Origin of the sequence: Streptomyces iakyrus (assembly GCF_000717055.1) — a bacterium.
In the GTDB taxonomy this organism is placed as follows: Bacteria; Actinomycetota; Actinomycetes; order Streptomycetales; family Streptomycetaceae; genus Streptomyces; species Streptomyces iakyrus.
The window spans coordinates 33,462-50,994 of sequence record NZ_JNXI01000023.1; the positions used below are offsets into that span (position 1 = coordinate 33,462).

The 17,533-nt window shown below is 72.3% G+C and carries 14 protein-coding genes; 4 read left to right on the forward strand and 10 right to left on the reverse strand.

Going from position 1 to position 17,533, the window contains the following annotated elements:
* Positions 1 to 21: 21 nt before the first annotated feature.
* From murD to rsmH, 7 genes are all read right to left on the reverse strand, one after another.
* Positions 22 to 1,473, reverse strand: a complete 1,452-nt coding sequence (gene murD, locus OO68_RS31880) for a UDP-N-acetylmuramoyl-L-alanine--D-glutamate ligase (protein WP_078625585.1) — start codon at positions 1,471 to 1,473, stop codon at positions 22 to 24.
* Complete coding sequence (gene mraY, locus OO68_RS31885; RefSeq protein ID WP_033312746.1) at positions 1,455 to 2,546, reverse strand: phospho-N-acetylmuramoyl-pentapeptide-transferase; 1,092 nt, start codon at positions 2,544 to 2,546, stop codon at positions 1,455 to 1,457. Before mraY ends, murD begins: the two co-directional genes overlap by 19 nt.
* The gene (locus tag OO68_RS31890) at positions 2,546 to 3,961 is read right to left on the reverse strand and encodes a UDP-N-acetylmuramoyl-tripeptide--D-alanyl-D-alanine ligase (RefSeq protein WP_033312678.1); all 1,416 of its coding nucleotides are present in this window, start codon (positions 3,959 to 3,961) and stop codon (positions 2,546 to 2,548) included. Before OO68_RS31890 ends, mraY begins: the two co-directional genes overlap by 1 nt.
* A gap of 28 nt (positions 3,962 to 3,989) precedes the next feature.
* Positions 3,990 to 5,510, reverse strand: a complete 1,521-nt coding sequence (locus tag OO68_RS31895; protein ID WP_033312679.1) for a UDP-N-acetylmuramoyl-L-alanyl-D-glutamate--2,6-diaminopimelate ligase — start codon at positions 5,508 to 5,510, stop codon at positions 3,990 to 3,992.
* 192 nt (positions 5,511 to 5,702) lie between these two features.
* Complete coding sequence (locus OO68_RS31900; RefSeq protein ID WP_280922555.1) at positions 5,703 to 7,661, reverse strand: peptidoglycan D,D-transpeptidase FtsI family protein; 1,959 nt, start codon at positions 7,659 to 7,661, stop codon at positions 5,703 to 5,705.
* 5 nt (positions 7,662 to 7,666) lie between these two features.
* Positions 7,667 to 8,116 (reverse strand): cell division protein FtsL, encoded by a 450-nt coding sequence (gene ftsL, locus OO68_RS31905; protein WP_033312681.1) that lies wholly within the window; start codon positions 8,114 to 8,116, stop codon positions 7,667 to 7,669.
* A 31-nt stretch (positions 8,117 to 8,147) separates the two neighbouring features.
* On the reverse strand, positions 8,148 to 9,104 hold the full coding sequence (gene rsmH / locus OO68_RS31910; RefSeq protein ID WP_078625587.1) for a 16S rRNA (cytosine(1402)-N(4))-methyltransferase RsmH: 957 nt from the start codon (positions 9,102 to 9,104) through the stop codon (positions 8,148 to 8,150).
* A gap of 280 nt (positions 9,105 to 9,384) precedes the next feature.
* Here rsmH and OO68_RS31915 point away from each other — a divergent pair, with 280 nt between their 5' ends.
* From OO68_RS31915 to OO68_RS31930, 4 genes are all read left to right on the forward strand, one after another.
* Positions 9,385 to 9,933, forward strand: a complete 549-nt coding sequence (locus tag OO68_RS31915) for a beta-class carbonic anhydrase (protein WP_033312683.1) — start codon at positions 9,385 to 9,387, stop codon at positions 9,931 to 9,933.
* Between the two features lie 301 nt (positions 9,934 to 10,234).
* Positions 10,235 to 11,278, forward strand: a complete 1,044-nt coding sequence (locus tag OO68_RS31920; protein WP_033312684.1) for an AAA family ATPase — start codon at positions 10,235 to 10,237, stop codon at positions 11,276 to 11,278.
* A complete protein-coding gene (locus tag OO68_RS31925; RefSeq protein ID WP_033312685.1) occupies positions 11,278 to 12,642 on the forward strand; it encodes a DUF58 domain-containing protein in 1,365 nt (454 codons plus the stop codon). The genes OO68_RS31920 and OO68_RS31925 overlap by 1 nt, the downstream gene beginning before the upstream one ends.
* On the forward strand, positions 12,639 to 15,032 hold the full coding sequence (locus tag OO68_RS31930) for a transglutaminase TgpA family protein (protein ID WP_033312686.1): 2,394 nt from the start codon (positions 12,639 to 12,641) through the stop codon (positions 15,030 to 15,032). Before OO68_RS31925 ends, OO68_RS31930 begins: the two co-directional genes overlap by 4 nt.
* A gap of 206 nt (positions 15,033 to 15,238) precedes the next feature.
* Here the strand turns inward: OO68_RS31930 and OO68_RS31935 are convergent, their stop codons facing one another.
* The 3 genes from OO68_RS31935 to OO68_RS31945 all read right to left on the reverse strand — a co-directional run bounded on the left by OO68_RS31935 (position 15,239) and on the right by OO68_RS31945 (position 17,493).
* A complete protein-coding gene (locus OO68_RS31935) occupies positions 15,239 to 15,637 on the reverse strand; it encodes an SCO2097 family morphological protein (RefSeq protein WP_033312687.1) in 399 nt (132 codons plus the stop codon).
* A 279-nt stretch (positions 15,638 to 15,916) separates the two neighbouring features.
* Positions 15,917 to 16,723, reverse strand: coding sequence for a methyltransferase (locus tag OO68_RS31940; RefSeq protein ID WP_033312688.1), 807 nt, complete (start codon positions 16,721 to 16,723; stop codon positions 15,917 to 15,919).
* Between the two features lie 206 nt (positions 16,724 to 16,929).
* The gene (locus OO68_RS31945; protein ID WP_033312689.1) at positions 16,930 to 17,493 is read right to left on the reverse strand and encodes an SAV_6107 family HEPN domain-containing protein; all 564 of its coding nucleotides are present in this window, start codon (positions 17,491 to 17,493) and stop codon (positions 16,930 to 16,932) included.
* Positions 17,494 to 17,533 lie beyond the last annotated feature (40 nt).

Genomic DNA, 17,533 nt, shown 5'->3' on the forward strand with positions numbered 1-17,533 from the left:
GCCGGGCGAGGCGGACCCGGGTCAGCCGTCGGCGGAGCCGAGCTCACGGACGGCGTCCGCGAAAGCGTCCCCGCGCTTGTTGTAGTTGGCGAACATGTCCATGGAGGCACAGGCCGGAGCCAGCAGCACCGTGTCGCCCGCGTGAGCGAGTTTTTGCGCCTCCCGGACCGCCGCGCGCATCGCCCCAGTGTCGGTCCGGTCGAGGTCGACGACGGGTACCTCCGGGGCGTGTCGCGCCAGGGCTTCCCGGATGAGCGCGCGGTCCGCGCCGATCAGCACGGCGCCCCGCAGCCGCTTCGCCGACTTGGCGACCAGTTCGTCGAAGGTCGCGCCCTTCGCGAGCCCGCCCGCGATCCACACGATCGGCTCGTAGGCCGCCAACGAGGCTTCCGCGGCATGCGTGTTGGTGGCCTTGGAGTCGTCGACGTAGGCGACCCCGTCCACATCCGCCACGTGCGCGATGCGGTGGGCGTCCGGGGTGAAGGCCCGCAGGCCGTCCCGTACGGCCTTGGCGGGCACGCCGTAGGCGCGGGCGAGGGCCGCCGCCGCGAGGGCGTTGGCGATGTTGTGCGGGGCCGGCGGGTTCACGTCGGCGACCTCGGCGAGCTCCTGGGCGTTCTTCTGCCGGTTCTCGACGAAGGCGCGGTCGACCAGGATGCCCTCCACGACGCCGAGTTGGGACGGCGCCGGAGTGCCGAGGGTGAAGCCGACGGCCCGGCAGCCCTCCTCGACGTCGGCCGCGCGGACCAGGTCCTCGGTGGACGGCTTGTCGGTGGCGTCCGCGTTGTAGACGCAGGCGACGCGATTGCCCTCGTAGATACGGCCCTTGTCGGCGGCGTACGCCTCCATGGAGCCGTGCCAGTCGAGGTGGTCGGGGGCGAGGTTCAGCACGGCCGCCGAGTGGGCGCGCAGGGAGGGCGCCCAGTGCAGCTGGTAGCTGGAGAGTTCCACGGCGAGGACGTCGTACTGCTCCTCGCCGAGCACCGCGTCCAGCAGCGAGACACCGATGTTGCCGACGGCGGCCGTGCGCAGGCCCGCCGCCTTCAGGATCGACGCCAGCATCTGGACGGTGGTGGTCTTGCCGTTGGTGCCGGTCACGGCGAGCCAGTCGGCGGCGTCGGGGCCGCGCAGGCGCCAGGCCAGTTCGACGTCGCCCCAGACGGGCACGCCCGCCTGTTCCGCCGCCGTGAACAGCGGCTTGTCCGGCTTCCAGCCGGGCGCGGTGACGATCAGCTCGGTGCCCTCCGGCAGAGTGCCGCCGTCGCCGAGGCGCACGGTGACGCCGAGCGCCTCCAGGTCGGCCGCCTGTGCCCGGGCGCGCTCGTCGGCGCCGTCGTTGACGACCGTGACGGTCGCGCCGAGGCCGTGCAGCACCTTGGCCGCCGGGACGCCGGAGACGCCGAGCCCGGCGACGGTGACGTGCTTGCCCTGGAAGTCGAAGGGCTCCGAGGAGATCACTTGTCCGCTACCCATCCCGCGTAGAAGAGACCCAGTCCGACTACCACGCAAATGCCCTGGATGATCCAGAAGCGAACCACCACGAGCACTTCGGACCAGCCTTTGAGTTCGAAGTGATGCTGGAGTGGCGCCATCCGGAAGACGCGCTTTCCGGTGAGGCGGAAGGAGCCGACCTGGATCACCACGGACATCGTGATGAGGACGAACAGGCCGCCGAGGATGGCGAGCAGCAGCTCGGTGCGGGAGCAGATCGCGAGGCCGGCGAGCACACCGCCGAGGGCGAGCGAACCGGTGTCACCCATGAAGATCTTGGCGGGCGAGGTGTTCCACCACAGGAAGCCCAGGCAGGCGCCCATCAGGGCGGAGGAGACGACCGCGAGGTCGAGCGGGTCGCGCACCTCGTAACAGGCCGTCGGGTTCGTCAGGGTCTCCGCGTTCACGCAGGACTCCTGGAACTGCCAGACGCCGATGAAGGTGTAGGCACTGAACACCAGCACGGACGCGCCGGTGGCGAGGCCGTCCAGACCGTCCGTCAGGTTCACGCCGTTCGACATCGCGAGGATCATGAACAGCGCCCAGACGACGAACAGCACCGGCCCGATGGACCAGCCGAAGTCATGGACGAAGGAGAGCTTGGTGGACGCCGGGGTCTGGCCCTGGGCGTCCGCGAACTGCAGCGACAGCACCGCGAAAGCGATGCCGACGATCAGCTGGCCGGCCATCTTCGCCTTGGCGCGCAGGCCGAGCGAACGCCGCTTGACGATCTTGATGTAGTCGTCGAGGAAGCCGACCAGGCCCATGCCGACCATCAGGCCCAGCACCAGCAGGCCCGAGAAGGTCGGCGCCGCGTCGACGTCCGGGTCAAGATAGCCCGTGATCACCTTGGCCAGGAAGTACGCCGCGACCGTCGCGAAGATGAAGGCGATACCGCCCATGGTGGGCGTACCGCGCTTGCTGGCGTGCTCGCGCGGGCCGTCGTCGCGGATGTACTGGCCGTAGCCCTTGCGCGCGAGCAGCTTGATCAGCAGCGGGGTGCCGACCAGCGTGAGAAAGAGACCAATGACTCCTGCGAACAGGATCTGCTTCATCATCGGGCGGAAACCTCACCCTCGGCACCGGTCTCGACGAGCGCCTGCGCCACGCTCTCCAGACCGACCGAACGGGACGCCTTCACGAGTACGACGTCCCCTGGGCGCAACTCGCTGCGCAACAGGTCGACCGCCGCCTGTGCGTCGGACACGTGCACCGACTCCTCACCCCACGAACCCTCGTTATATGCGCCCAGTTGCAGCCAGGCGGCTTCCCTGCCACCGACCGCGACGAGCTTGCTGACGTTGAGCCGGACGGCGAGCCGCCCGACCGCGTCGTGCTCGGCGAGAGCCTCGTCCCCGAGCTCGGCCATCTTGCCGAGCACCGCCCACGTACGACGCCCCTTGCCCATCGCCGCGAGCGCGCGCAGAGCGGCTCGCATGGACTCGGGGTTCGCGTTGTAGGCGTCGTTGACGACCGTCACGCCGTCCGGGCGCTCGGTGACCTCCATCCGCCAGCGGGAGAGGGAGCCCGCCTCGGAGAGCGCCACGGCGATCTCGTCAGCGGACATGCCCAACTCGTGGGCGACGGCGGCCGCGGCGAGCGCGTTCGACACGTGGTGCTCACCGTACAGGCGCATGGTCACATCGCTTGCACCGGAGGGTGTGTGAAGCCTGAACGAGGGCTGTCCGGTGTCCGTGAGTCGCACGTTCTCGGCTCGAACGTCCGCTTCGCCGGACTCTCCGAAAAAGATCACCTTCGCCTTCGTACGGGAGGCCATGGCCCGTACGTAGGGGTCGTCCGCATTGAGAATCGCGGTGCCGCCCTCGGCCTCGGGCGGCAGCGCCTCCACCAGTTCACCCTTGGCCTGTGCGATCTGCTCGCGGCCGCCGAACTCTCCGATGTGGGCGCTGCCCACGTTGAGGACCAGGCCGACCTTGGGGGGTGTCAGGCCGGCGAGGTAGCTGATGTGCCCGATGCCGCGGGCGCCCATCTCCAGGACCAGGAACCTGGTCTCCTCGGTGGCGCTCAGCGCGGTCAGCGGCAGTCCGATCTCGTTGTTGAGCGAGCCGGGCGTGAACACGGTCGGCGCCTTGCGCTGGAGCACCTGCGCGATGAGGTCCTTGGTGCTGGTCTTGCCCGCCGAGCCGGTGAGGGCGACGAGGGTGGCACCGAGGCGGCGTACGACGTGCCGGGCGAGGGCGCCGAGGGCGGCCTGGACGTCGTCCACGACGATCGCGGGTACGCCGACGGGGCGGGTGCCGAGCACGGCCACCGCTCCCGCCTCGACGACCGCCGCCGCGAAGTCGTGGCCGTCCACGCGCTCCCCGGCGAAGGCCACGAACAGGCTGCCCGGCCCCGCCTCGCGGGAGTCCCGGACGACCGGGCCGGTGACCTGGACGGACGGATCCGGTATGTCGTGCGTCTGCCCGCCGACGACTTCTGCGATCTCGGCGAGGGAGAGGGCGATCACAAGTTCATCCCCTGGGTCTTCTGGATTTTCATCCCTGGGTCTTCCGGATGGCTTCGCGCAGCACCTGGCGGTCGTCGAAGGGACGGACCACCCCGGCGATGTCCTGGCCCTGCTCGTGGCCCTTGCCGGCGACCAGCACGGTGTCGCCGGGTTCGGCACGCGCCACGGCGGCGGCGATCGCGGCGGCCCGGTCCTCGAAGACCTGCACCTCGCCGCGCTCGTGCGCGGGCACGGACGCCGCGCCCTGGAGCATCGTGGCGAGGATCGCGAGGGGGTCCTCGCCACGGGGGTTGTCGGAGGTCAGTACGGCGGTGTCGGCGAGCCGCGCCGCGGCGGCGCCCATGGGCTCGCGCTTGGTCTTGTCCCGGTCGCCGCCGCAGCCGAGGACGATGTGCAGCTTGCCCTCGGTCACCTTGCGCAGGGCGCGCAGCACGGACTCGACGGCGTCGGTCTTGTGGGCGTAGTCGACGACCGCGAGGTAGGGCTGGCCCGCGTCCACGCGCTCCAGACGGCCCGGGACGCCGGGGACGGCGGCGACACCGTCGGCGGCGGCCTGCGGGTCGAGGCCGGCGACGGCGAGGGCGACGATCGCGGCGAGGGTGTTGGCCACGTTGAACGGGCCCGGCAGCGGCGACTTGGCGGCGAGCCGCTCGCCCTTGGGGCCGATGACGGTGAAGGTCGAGTCGAGCCGGCCGACCTCGACGTCCTCGGCGCGCCAGTCGGCGTCGGGGTGCCCTTCGGCGGAGTAGGTGACGACCGGGACGGTGGCTTCCTTCGCCAGCCTGCGGCCGTACTCGTCATCGACGTTGACCACGCCGAGTTTGCCCCGCTTCGGGGTGAACAGCTGCGCCTTCGCCTGGAAGTAGTCCTCCATGTCGGAGTGGAACTCCATGTGCTCCGGGCTGAGGTTGGTGAAGACGCCGATGTCGAAGACGCAGCCGTCGACGCGGCCCAGCACCAGGGCGTGGCTGGAGACCTCCATGGCCACCGCGTCGACACCGCGTTCGCGCATGACGGCGAACAGGGCCTGGAGGTCGGTGGCTTCGGGGGTGGTGCGCTCGGACTTGATGCGCTCGTCGCCGATGCGCATCTCGACCGTGCCGATCAGGCCGGTGGACCGAACCGTCTTCAGGCCGCCCTCGACCAGGTAGGCGGTGGTGGTCTTGCCGGAGGTGCCGGTGATGCCGATCTGGAGCAGGTCCCGGCCGGGGTGGCCGTAGATCGTGGCGGCCAGTTCGCCCATCCGTCCGCGCGGGTCGTCGACGACCAGCACGGGCAGCCCGGACGCGGCGGCGCGCTCGGCGCCCGTCGGATCGGTCAGCACGGCGGCGGCACCGAGGCCCGCGGCCTGGTTGACGAAGTCGGCGCCGTGCAGCCGGGCTCCCGGGAGAGCGGCGTACAGGTCGCCGGGGCGGACGGCGCGCGAGTCATGGGTGATGCCCGTGACCTCGGCGGCGCTCTCCGGCGTGGAGGCACCCAGCTGAGCGGCCAGTTCCGCGAGGGGTGTGGCGGAGACCTGCACCGGCCTGGGCGGCCCGGGGTATGTCACGGGATGGCCCTTCTGGGTGGTTTGGGACTGATCAGCGTGTGGCACGGCGGTGAGCGTACCGGGCGTACCCGCCTCCGGGCGAAGTGAGGGGCTGGGGCTGCTCTGGTTCCCGGGCTGCGGGGTGATCGTTGTCACGGAGGCGGTCCTGGTGGCTCGGTGGGGCTGAGTACGGGCAGGGCGTGTTGGCCCTGATCACTGCTTGAAGGAGACGGGCAGCTTCGCGGGCTTGGCGCCGGTCGGCGGGACCTGGAGGGACTTCAGTGCGAACTCCATGACCTTCTTGTAGACGGGCCCGCAGATCTGACCGCCGAAGTAGCTGCCCTGGGTGGCGTTCTGGATGGCGCAGTAGACGGTGATGCGGGGCTTGTCGGCGGGAGCGAACCCGGCGAACGACGAGGTGTAGCCGTGATACTTGCCGGTGGCCGGATCCACTCGGTTGGCGGTACCCGTCTTGCCCGCGACGCGGTAGCCGGGGATGCGCGCCTTGGTGCCGGTGCCCTCCTCGTCGTCCACGACGGACTCCAGCATCTGGGCGAGGGTCTTCGCCGTCTTGGCGCTGACGACCCGGTTCTCCGCGGGTTTCGGGGCGGGTGTGAAGCGCCCGTCGGGTCCCTTGGTGCCGCGCACGAGGGTGGGCTCGATACGGACCCCGCCGTTGGCGATGGTCGAGTACACCGAGGCCGCCTGCATGGCGTTGATGGAGACGCCCTGGCCGAAAGGGATCGTGTACTGCTGCGAGGTGGACCACTTGTCGGGCGGGGCGAGGATGCCCTTGGTCTCGCCGGGGAAGCCGAGGCCGGTGTAGCTGCCGAGGCCGAACTTGCGCAGGTAGTCGTAGAGGACCTTGTTGGCCTGGGCCTGGGTCTTGCCGAGCTGTCCGGTGGCGAGGATGGTGCCGATGTTGCTGGACTTGGCCAGGACGCCGTTGAGCGTCAGGTACCAGGTCGGGTGGTCGATGTCGTCCTTGAAGAGCCGGTCGCCGCGATGCAGCCGGTTGGGCACCACCACATGGGTCCCCGGTGTGGCGGCGTCCTCCTGGAGGACGGCCGCCATCGACATGACCTTGGCGGTGGAACCGGGCTCGAAGGCGTCCTGGAGGGCGGCGTTGCCGAGGGCGGCCGGGTCCGCGTCCGACAGGTCGTTCGGGTCGAAGCCCGGTGAGTTGGCCATGGCCAGGATCTGCCCGGTGCGGGTGTCCTGGACGATGACGTAGCCGCGGTCGGCCGCGGACTCCTTCACCTGGTCGCTGATGGCGTTCTGGGCGGCCCACTGGATGTCGCGGTCGATGGTGAGCTCGACGTCGCTGCCGGACACGGCGGGTGTCTCGGTGGAGCCCGCGGTGGGCACGAGACGGCCGCCGGACTGGGCGTAGCGGATCTTGCCGTCCTTGCCGGCGAGCTGCTTGTTCAGCTGCAGCTCGATGCCGCCGCCGGGCTTGCCCTCGCCGTTGACCCAGCCCAGGACGCCGGCGGCGAGGTCGCCGCCGGGGTACACGCGCTTGCTGGTGGCGACGGAGAACACGCCCGAGAGGACGTTGGGCGTGGACTTGTCCGTCTCCGCCTTCTTGGCGAGCGCCGACTTGAGGTCCTTGATCTGCTTCCAGACCTGCGGGGTCTGGCGGGAGGCCAGTTTGACGTAGCGCAGGGCCTTGTTCTTCGGGCGCAGCTTCTCGACCAGGGCTTCCTGCTCCTGGCCGAGGATCGGCGCGAGGAGGGCCGCAGCCTGTTCGGGGCCGTCCCCGATCTTCAGCATCTTCGGGGCGAACATCGTGGGGTCGGCGGTGATGTCGTAGGCGTCCTCGCTGGTCGCGAGGGCGACCCCGGACCGGTCGGTGATCTCGCCCCGGTCCGCGGCCAGCACCTGCCCGACGTAGCGGTTCTGCTCGGCCTTGGCGGCGTACGTGCTCGCGTCGACGGCCTGCACCTGGAAGAGCCGCACGACGAAGGCGCTCAACACCAGGGTCAGTGCGAGTCCGACCAGGCGCAGGCGGGGGCGGGGGCTGCCGAGCCGCAGCGGCCTGGGCGCCGGCGGGCGGCCCTGCCCCGGCCGCCGGGCCGGACGGGCACCGGGGCCGGGACGGCGCCGGGCGTCGGGGCGGGCGGGCCTGGCGGGGCCGGGCACGCGGCGGCGTGGCGGTTCCCTGTCGGACACTTCCGTCACCTGCCGGGGGTCGGAGGAGGGCCGTCGGTCATGGCCTCGGGGGCGAGGACCAGGGGGGTGTGCACGGAGGACTGCCGGACGCCGGGGGCGGCGCTGGGGACGCCCTTGACGGTGCCGTCAGGGGCGAGGAAGGCGGGGTCGCCGCCGGGCACCATGCCGAGCTCGCGGGCGCGGCGCTGCAGGGCGCCGGGGGCGGAGTAGGCGTCGATGTCCCGCTGGAGGGCCTGCTCCTCGTCGGTGAGGTTCTTGGTCCCGCGCTGGAGGTCGTCGAGCTTGAACGCGCCTTCGCTGAGCGCCGAGTTCAGCACCAGGAGACAGATGAGACCGCCGCCGAGGAGGAGGATGACCAGGAGGACGAAGGGCGTCCGGGCCGCCTGCCCGGGGCCGGTCGGGAGGAGCCGGGCGAGTCGGGCCGCCCTCCCCTTCAGTTCGGGTTTGCCGCTCACGCACGCTCCCTCGGTCCGGCCTGCACACGCCTCACTCGACGTCCTCCCTGATGCGCTGGGCCCCGCGCAGCCGCGCCGGTGCCGCCCGCCGGTTCTCGGCGATCTCCTCTTCGGTGGGGAGTTCGGCACCGCGGGTGAGCAGCTTGAGCCGCGGCTGGTAGCGCTCGGGGACGACGGGCAGTCCGGGCGGCGCGGTGGTGGCCGCGCCCGCCGCGAAGACCTGCTTGACCAACCGGTCCTCCAGCGAGTGGTACGACAGCACGGCGATCCGCCCGCCCACGTCGAGCGCCTTCACGGCGGCCGGGATCGCCCGCTCCAGGACGGAGAGCTCGCCGTTGACCTCGATGCGCAGGGCCTGGAAGGTGCGCTTGGCCGGGTTGCCGCCGGTCCGCTTGGCGGCCTGCGGCAGGGCGTCGCGGATCAGTTCGACGAGCCGCGCACTGTTGCTGAACGGCTCCTTCTCCCGCTCCCGCACGATCGCGCTGACGATCCGCTTGGCCTGCTTCTCCTCACCGTAGGCCCGCAGAATGCGCACCAGTTCGCCCGGCGGGTAGGTGTTGAGCACCTCGGCCGCGCTGACGCCGGTCGTCTGGTCCATGCGCATGTCGAGCGGGGCGTCCTGGGCGTAGGCGAAGCCGCGGTCGGCCTCGTCGAGCTGCATGGAGGAGACGCCCAGGTCGAACAGGACACCCTGCACGCGCGCGATGCCGAGCCTGTGCAGCACCTCGGGGAGCTCGTCGTAGACGGCGTGCACGAGGGTGGCGCGCTCGCCGTAGGGGGCGAGGCGCTCGCCGGACAGGCGCAGGGCCTCCTTGTCGCGGTCGAGGGCGACGAGCCGGGCGGCGGGGAACCTCTCCAGGAGTGCCTCGCTGTGCCCGCCGAGGCCGAGGGTGCAGTCGACGACCACGGCGTCCGGGCCCTCCAGGGCGGGTGCCAGCAGATCAAGGCACCGCTGGAGCATCACCGGGACGTGTCGACTCTCGCTCAAGGGGCCCTCTCAGATCCGGCGGGCCCGTACGTACGCGCCGCGCACGCGGGGAGATTCCCGGTCGTCGCCGGGATCTCCGAAGAATCAGTCCAGCGGGCAGACTCTCGCCTCCCGCTTCGCGTCACTTTAGTCCACCCTGTCTCGCGGTCAATCAACCGGCCTGCGCGTCGCAGCCCACGACACATCGGCCCTGTGGGTTACCTCACTACAAGGTCTGATGGCGTTCTTTGTCCCCCCTCACAGCGGGACGAGAACACTGGTGACCAGTAACGTCATGGTTATGACGACTTCTGCATCGGTTCCCACTGGCCCCCACGCCGCGACCACCGGCGGCACCGTCACCGACCGGCTCGTCGAAGCCAACGAGCGCTACGCCGAGGCCTTCACCGATCCCGGCATGGACGCCCGTCCCGTCCTGCAGGTCGCCGTCGTGGCCTGCATGGACGCCCGTCTCGACCTGCACGCCGCGCTCGGTCTGGAGCTGGGCGACTGCCACACGATCCGCAACGCGGGCGGCGTCGTGACCGACGACGTGATCCGCTCGCTCACCATCAGCCAGCGCAAGCTGGGGACCCGCAGCGTGGTGCTCATCCACCACACCGGCTGCGGCCTGGAGAGCCTCACGGAGGACTTCCGCAACGAGCTGGAGGCGGAGGTCGGCCAGCGCCCGGCGTGGGCGGTGGAGTCCTTCCGGGACGTCGACCAGGACGTGCGGCAGTCGATGCAGCGCGTGCGGACCTCGCCGTTCGTGCCGCACACCGACGACGTGCGCGGATTCGTGTTCGACGTGAAGACCGGCCTGCTGCGCGAGGTCGACCCGGCCTCCTGACCCGGCCCGCAGGCCTGGGCGCCGTGGGCCCCCGCCCCGGAAGACCACCTGCTGTAGCTGTCGAAAGCCTGTCAGTCACGCGTTCGAATGGTCGTAAGACCGACATATCGCGGCCAGTTGTCCACAGTCGAGTGACACGAAACGGTAACGGCAGCAAGAATGCGGGAGTGGCGTCACGCGGAACTTTTCACGCGTGGTGTCCGTGGTTCGGGGTGGGCCGGCCTGCGTCATGCGGCGTCGGCCCGGGAAAATGGGGTATCCCGTGCTCCTTGGGAGCGCGGGAAAGGCCGAGGAGGGCCGGGTGACGACCTATGACGATCGAGCGAGCCTCACTGATCTGACCGCCGTCGTGGAGCGCGTGCGGGAGTCGGTGGAAGGCGTGATCGAGGGCAAGCCCGAGGTCGTACGGCTCTCGCTGACCGTACTGCTCGCCGAGGGACATCTGCTGATCGAGGACGTCCCGGGTGTCGGCAAGACGATGCTGGCCAAGGCGCTGGCGCGGTCCATCGACTGCTCGGTGCGGCGCATCCAGTTCACGCCGGACCTGCTGCCGTCGGACATCACGGGTGTGTCCATCTGGGACCAGCAGCGCCGTGACTTCGAGTTCAAGCCGGGGGCGATCTTCGCGCAGGTGGTGATCGGCGACGAGATCAACCGCGCCTCGCCCAAGACGCAGTCCGCGCTCCTGGAGTCGATGGAGGAGCGCCAGGTCACCATCGACGGCAAGACCTACGAGCTGCCCAGTCCCTTCATGGTGGTGGCGACGCAGAACCCGGTCGAGATGGAGGGCACCTACCCGCTGCCGGAGGCCCAGCGCGACCGCTTCATGGCCCGGGTGTCGGTCGGCTACCCGAGCGCGGAGGCCGAACTGCAGATGCTGGACGTGCACGGCGGCGTCTCGCCGCTGGAGGACCTCCAGCCCGTGGCCCACGCGCACGAGATCCTCAAGCTGATCGAGGCGGTGCGCGGCGTGCACGTCGCCGAGCCGGTCCGGCGCTACGCGGTCGACCTGGTCGGCGCCACGCGCACGCACCCCGACCTGAGACTCGGCGCCTCCCCGCGCGCGACGCTGCACCTGCTGCGCGCGGCGAAGGCGTCCGCGGCCCTCAGCGGCCGGGAGTACGCGCTGCCGGACGATGTCCAGGCCCTCGCCGTCGCCGTCCTGGCCCACCGGCTGCTGCCCACCGCCCAGGCCCAGCTCAACCGGCGCACCTCCGAGCAGGTCGTCGAGGAGATCCTGCAGCGCACCCCGGTGCCGACCGCGGCGCCGCAGCAGCAGAGCGGCTTCGGCGGCCTCGACCGTGCGGCCCCGGCCTACCCCCAGCAGCCGCCGCGGAGGCTGTGATGACCACCGCGGGGACGGGGCACGCGGAAGCCGACCGGGGCGAGAAGGGCGGCATCCGCACCGCTCTGGCCGGTCTGACCACCCGCGGACGCTCCTTCCTGGCCGCCGGTGTCGCGGCGGCGGTCTGCTCGTACGTGCTCGGGCAGGCGGATCTGCTGCGGGTGGGGCTGCTGCTGGCCGTGCTGCCGCTGGTGTGCGCGGCGGTGCTGTACCGCACGCGCTACCGGGTGGCGGGCAGCCGCCGGCTCTCCCCCGCGCGCGTGCCCGCGGGCAGCGAGGCCCGGGTCCACCTGCGGATGGACAACGTCTCGCGGCTGCCCACGGGCCTGCTGATGCTCCAGGACCGGGTCCCGTACGTGCTCGGCCCCCGGCCCCGCTTCGTGCTGGACCGGGTCGAGGCGGGCGGCCGGCGCGAGGTCTCCTACCGGGTGCGCTCCGACCTGCGCGGCCGCTACCCGCTGGGCCCGCTCCAGCTGCGCCTGACCGACCCGTTCGGCATGTGCGAGCTGACCCGGTCCTTCTCGACGTACGACACCCTGACCGTGATCCCGCGCGTGGAGCCGCTGGCGCCGGTGCGCCTCAGCGGTGAGGCCAAGGGGTACGGCGACGGCCGACAGCGTTCGCTCGCGCTGGCCGGCGAGGACGACGTGATCCCGCGCGGCTACCGCTACGGCGACGACCTGCGCCGCGTGCACTGGCGCTCCACCGCCCGCTACGGCGAGCTGATGGTCCGCCGCGAGGAGCAGCCGCAGCGCGCTCGCTGCACGGTGCTGCTGGACACCCGGGGCATCGCCTACCAGGGCGCGGGACCGGACTCGGCCTTCGAGTGGGCCGTGTCGGGCGCCGCGTCGGTGCTGGTGCACATGCTCGAACGGGGCTACTCGGTGCGGCTGCTGACCGACACCGGCAACGCGGTGCCCGGCGAGGGCGGTGACGGCTTCGCGGGCGCGAGCCAGGAGTCGGCGGACGCCGCCGGGCTGATGATGGACACCCTCGCGGTGATCGACCACTCCGACGGCGCGGGCCTGTCCCGGGCCTACGACGTGCTGCGCGGCGGGAACGAGGGTCTGCTGGTGGCCTTCCTCGGCGACCTGGACGAGGACCAGGCGGCGGTGCTGGGCCGGATGCGGCAGCGCAGCCCGGGCGCGGTCGCCTTCGTGCTGGACAGCGAGAGCTGGGTGCGGGAACCGAGCGACGTCCCGGGTCCGCTGGACAGGAGCGAAGACCGGTTGCGCATGTTGCGGGAGGCCGGCTGGACGGCCCTGCGGGTGCCGCGGGGCGCCTCGGTCGACGAGGTGTGGCGGCAGGCCGACCGGGAGCGCAGGGGTGTGGCCGCCGCGAGCGGCGGGGAGGGGCGGGGATGAGCGGGCGGGTACGACTGACGCTGGGCGCCTGGGCGGCCACGCTGATGGCCGCGTGCGCCCTGCTGCCCCTGGTCAAGCCGGCCACATGGATCGTGCAGGCGGCCTTCCTGCTGGCCCTGCAGTCGGGCGTGGGTGCCGCTGCCCGCAGGGTGCCGCTGGCCCGGCCGCTGACCGTCGCCGCGCAGGCCGTGGTCACCGTCGCGCTGCTGACCTTCGTGTTCGCCCGTGAGCAGGCCCTGGTCGGACTGATCCCCGGGCCGCAGGCCTTCGACCGCTTCGCGGTCCTGCTCCAGCAGGGCGGGGACGACATCGCGCGGTACGCGATCCCGGCGCCCCTGGAGTCCGACGGCATCCGGCTGATGCTCATAGGCGGGGTCCTGGTCATCGGGCTGCTGGTGGACACCCTCGCGGTGACGTTCCGCAGTGCCGCCCCGGCCGGGCTGCCCCTGCTCGCGCTGTACTCCGTGGCCGCCGGGCTGTCCGACGGGGGCACGGACTGGCTGTGGTTCCTGGTGGCCGCGGCCGGCTATCTGATGCTGCTCCTGGCCGAGGGGCGGGACCGGCTCTCGCAGTGGGGCCGGGTCTTCGGCGGTGCTCCGCGCACGTCCGGCGGGGAACCGGGCGGCGCGGTCGCCCCGGTCCGCACCGGCCGGCGCATCGGCGTGGTCGCGCTGGGCATCGCCCTGGTGGTCCCGCTCGGCCTGCCCGCGATGAACGGCGGCCTGCTGGACTCGGTGGGCGCCGGCGCGGGCGGCGGCCCCGGCGGCGGGGGCACGATCTCCGCCGTGAACCCGCTGGTGTCGCTGCGGGACAGCCTGAACGCGGACGAGGACCAGCAAGTCCTGTCCGTGCGGACGAAGATGGAAGACGTCTCGGACCTGTATCTGCGGATCGTGTCCCTGGACGACTTCGACGGCACCACGTGGAAGCCGTCCCGGCGGTCCATCACGGCCGTTCCCGACGGCACCTTCCCGGCCCCGGTCGGCCTCAGCCCGGACGTCAAGCGCAGGGAGGTCGACACCACGATCACGGCGGCCGACTGGTACGCCCAGGACTGGCTGCCCATGCCGTACCCGCCGAGCGGGGTGCGCATCAGCGGCAACTGGCGCTACGAGCCGGTGGGCATGACCCTGGTCGGCGACCACGGACAGAACACGCGGGGCCTGACGTACCAGGTGAAGAGCCTGGAGATGCAGCCGACGGCGCGGCAGCTCGCCGCGGCGGGGCCGCCGCCCGCGGACGTCGAGGACGACTTCACCGAACTGCCCGACTCGCTGCCGTCGGTGGTGGGCCGCACCGCCCGCCAGGTCACCGAGGGCGCCGCCAACCCGTACGACCAGGCGGTCAAGCTCCAGGACTGGTTCGCCGTGACCGGCGGCTTCGAGTACGACACGCAGGTGCAGGTGGGCAGCGGCTCGCAGGCCATCGCCCGCTTCCTGAAGGACAAGCAGGGCTTCTGCGTGCACTTCTCCTTCGCGATGGCGGCGATGGCCCGCTCCCTGGGCATCCCGGCCCGGGTCGCGGTGGGCTTCGCGCCCGGTTCCCCGCAGGCGGACGGCTCGGTGTCGGTGGGCCTGCGCGACGCGCACGCCTGGCCCGAGCTGTACTTCGAGGGCGTGGGCTGGACCCGCTTCGAGCCCACCCCGAACCGCGGCTCGATGCCGTCGTACACCCTGCCGGACAGCCCCGACAGTTCGGTGCCCGACCCGGTGCGGCCGTCCGAGACGACGTCCACCGCTCCCTCCTCGGCACCGTCGGCGAGCGAGTCCTGCACCCCGGAGCAGAAGAAGCTGGACGGCGGCTGCGCGAGTGAGTCGCCGCAGGCGGCGCTGCCCACGGACGACGACGGCCCGAAGTGGTACGCGTTCCTGGTGTGGGCCCTCGCCGGTCTCGCCGTCCTCGCACTCCCCCTGGCACCGATGCTGTGGCGGCTGCGGACGCGCACGGTACGGCTCGGGGCGCACGGCCGCAGCGAGACGGACGCGGCGCGGCACACGCTGGCCGTCTGGCAGGAGCTGACCGACACGGCGTGGGACTTCGGCATCACGCCGGACGAGTCGCAGACACCGCGCAAGGCGGCCGCCCGTATCGTCCGTCTGGGCGACCTCGACGCGACGGCCGCGGCCTCGGTGCACCGGGTGGCGAACGCGGTGGAGCAGGTCCTGTACGCACCGCATCCCCGCCCCGTGGCAGGCCTCACGGAGGATGTCCGCCGTGCGACGGCGGGCCTCAGCGCGGCGGCCGGCCGCCCGGCCCGGCTCCGGGCGCTCGTGGCTCCCCGCTCCACCGTGCGGGTGGTGTGGGCGGCGTCGGCCTGGTGGACGGGGGTCCGGGAGCGCGCCGTGGCGATGCGGCCGACCTGGCGGAAGGGGTCGGGCCAGCAGGGCTGAGGGATACGAGCGGATCAGGCCGGTCGGCGCGCGTGCGCCGGCCGGCCTTCGCGTACCGGGGCCAGGGCGGGTTTCCGCCTACTGGGCCGGGACGGTCTTCGCGTAGCTGCCGAGGCATGCGTCAGGGGGTGACCACCGGCTCGGTGGTCACCCCCTGACGTACGTATGCGGACGTAGGCCTGGAGAGGCTGCGCGGAGGGCGAGGGCTAGTGGCCGCCCTGCTCGTCGCGGCGCTTCTGCCAGCGCTGCTCGATGCGGTCCATCACGGAGCGGCGCTGCCGACTTTGTCGGCGGGCCTGGGGCCCGGCGCCACCGCCGGCCTGCTCGCCCGGCTTGGGAGCCTTGCGCCAGCCGGTGACGGCGAGCACCGCACAGCCCAGCATGACGAGGAAGCCCACGACGCTGAGCCAGACCTGCTTGGCGACCATTCCAGCCATGAGGAGCGCGATACCTACGAGGAAGCCGGCGACCGCCTGGTAGACCCGTCGCCGGGTGTACGTGCGCAGCCCGCTTCCCTCAAGCGCTGTCGCGAACTTGGGATCTTCGGCGTACAGCGCTCGCTCCATCTGCTCGAGCATGCGCTGCTCGTGCTCCGAGAGCGGCACGGAGTCCTCCTCATCGTGCAGTCGCCGGGGCGACCCGGGGGGTCCCTTCAGGATAGGCAGGGAATCGCCCCCGTGAAACCCGCCCCTCTGCGCCAATTGACCAACCGGACCCCGCCATGGGCGTCCCGGCTCGCTGAGGCTTCCATTCCCCGGCGGCCGACCCGTCATGCCGGAACGGTCTCCCTCGATCATACGGCGCGCCGCGTCCATTCGGGGGGCCTGTGGCGTACTCCATGCGCAGCCAAGGCGCTGATCAGCGGCGGTACCTCACGAGGCGGTTCAGGCCTCGGCAGCCCCATCGGTATCGCGGGCCCCACCTGTTGCAGCGGACCCGCCGGTCTCACCGAGCACGTGCAATTGCGTGGCCACGGAGTGGAAGGCGGGAAGCTCGGCCGCGGCCTCCTCCAGCTTCAGCAGCGCTTCCAGCGCCCCGGGCTCGGTGTCGACGAGGACGCCGGGCACGAGGTCGGCGAAGACCCGTACCCCGTGCACCGCACCGACGCGCAGTCCCGCGGCCTCGACCAGGCCCGTGAGCTGCTCGGCGGTGAAGCGGCGCGGGACCGGGTCACCCGTGCCCCATCGTCCGTTCGGGTCGTCGAGTGCCTGCCGGGCCTCCTTGAAGTGCCCGGCGAGGGCGCGGGCCAGCACGGCACCGCCGAGCCCGGCGGCGAGCAGGCTGAGGACGCCCTCCGCGCGCAGGGCCGCCACCGCGTTGCGGACGCCTTCAGCCGGGTCGTCCACGTACTCCAGGACGCCGTGGCACAGCACGACGTCGTAACCACCGCGCTCGGCCACGTCGAAGAGGCCGTGGGCGTCGCCCTGGACGCCCTCGACGCGGTCGGCGACACCGGCCTCGGCGGCGCGGCGCTCCAGGGCGAACAGCGCGTTGGGGCTGGGGTCGACGACGGTGACGCGGTGACCGAGGCGGGCGACGGGCACCGCGAAGTTGCCGCTGCCGCCTCCGGTGTCGAGGACGTCCAGCGCCTCCCGGCCCGTGGCCTTGGCCCGGCGGTCCAGGGCGTCCTGGAGGACCTCCCAGACCACGGCGGTACGGAGTGAGGCGCGGGGGCGCATCGGGTCCGACACGGCAGTTGACTCCTCGGCGCGGCACCGCCTCTGCGCGGCGGCGTGAACGGGGCGTCTTCCCCTGCCCCGGCCAGCGGGGGGGAAGACTTCAGGCGTCCCCCACCCTATTGCCTACGCCGCGGCACCCGTATGACCCGGTGCCAGACGGTCCTCGGGCCGGGGGGCTCCCGGCCCGGGCCCCCGACCGGACCCAGGCCCCCGCCCCGTCAGCCCGCGTCCGGCATGTCCCTCCCCGGGCCGGGGCCCTCGGGCCGGTCCTGGTCAGGGCGGGGCTGCGGGAGGACCGGCTGGAGGACCAGCATCCGCTCGACGAGGCGCAGGAACATCGCCACGTCCCGTATCAGGTCGTCAGCGTCCCGGCCGGTGGCGGCGCCCTGGATGCCGGCCTCGGCCCGGGCCCGGCGCCGGGCGCCGGCGGCGAACAGCGCGCTCCACTCGGTCAGTTCGGGCGCGATCTCGGGGAGCACTTCCCAGGCGCTCCGGATCTTGGCCCGGGCCCGGGGCGAGGTCTCCGGGCGCCCCCGGGCGGCGAGTACCGCGGCGGCGGTGCGCAGGGCGGCGAGGTGGGCCGTCGCGTAGCGCTCGTTCGGTGTTTCCAGGGCGGTGGCCTCGTCGAGGCTCGCGCGGGCCTGGGCGAGCAGGTCGAGGGCGGCGGGCGGGGCCGTGGCCCGGCGCAGCACGGGGTGCACGTCGCTCGCCGGGCCGGTCAGTGAGGGGGCAGGGCCGGTGGCGCGGCGCCGACGGGCGGCTGCTGCGTGATAGCTGGCCATGACGAACCTCCTGTCGTCTGTGTGACGGCACGTCCGGTCA

Coding starts and splice junctions, on each gene's coding strand:
- mraY (WP_033312746.1), bottom strand. CDS start 2,546: ATGAAGCAGATCCTGTTCGCAGGAGTCATTGGTCTCTTTCTCACGCTG.
- OO68_RS31945 (WP_033312689.1), bottom strand. CDS start 17,493: ATGGCCAGCTATCACGCAGCAGCCGCCCGTCGGCGCCGCGCCACCGGC.
- OO68_RS31930 (WP_033312686.1), top strand. CDS start 12,639: ATGAGCGGGCGGGTACGACTGACGCTGGGCGCCTGGGCGGCCACGCTG.
- OO68_RS31925 (WP_033312685.1), top strand. CDS start 11,278: ATGACCACCGCGGGGACGGGGCACGCGGAAGCCGACCGGGGCGAGAAG.
- OO68_RS31915 (WP_033312683.1), top strand. CDS start 9,385: ATGACGACTTCTGCATCGGTTCCCACTGGCCCCCACGCCGCGACCACC.
- murD (WP_078625585.1), bottom strand. CDS start 1,473: ATGGGTAGCGGACAAGTGATCTCCTCGGAGCCCTTCGACTTCCAGGGC.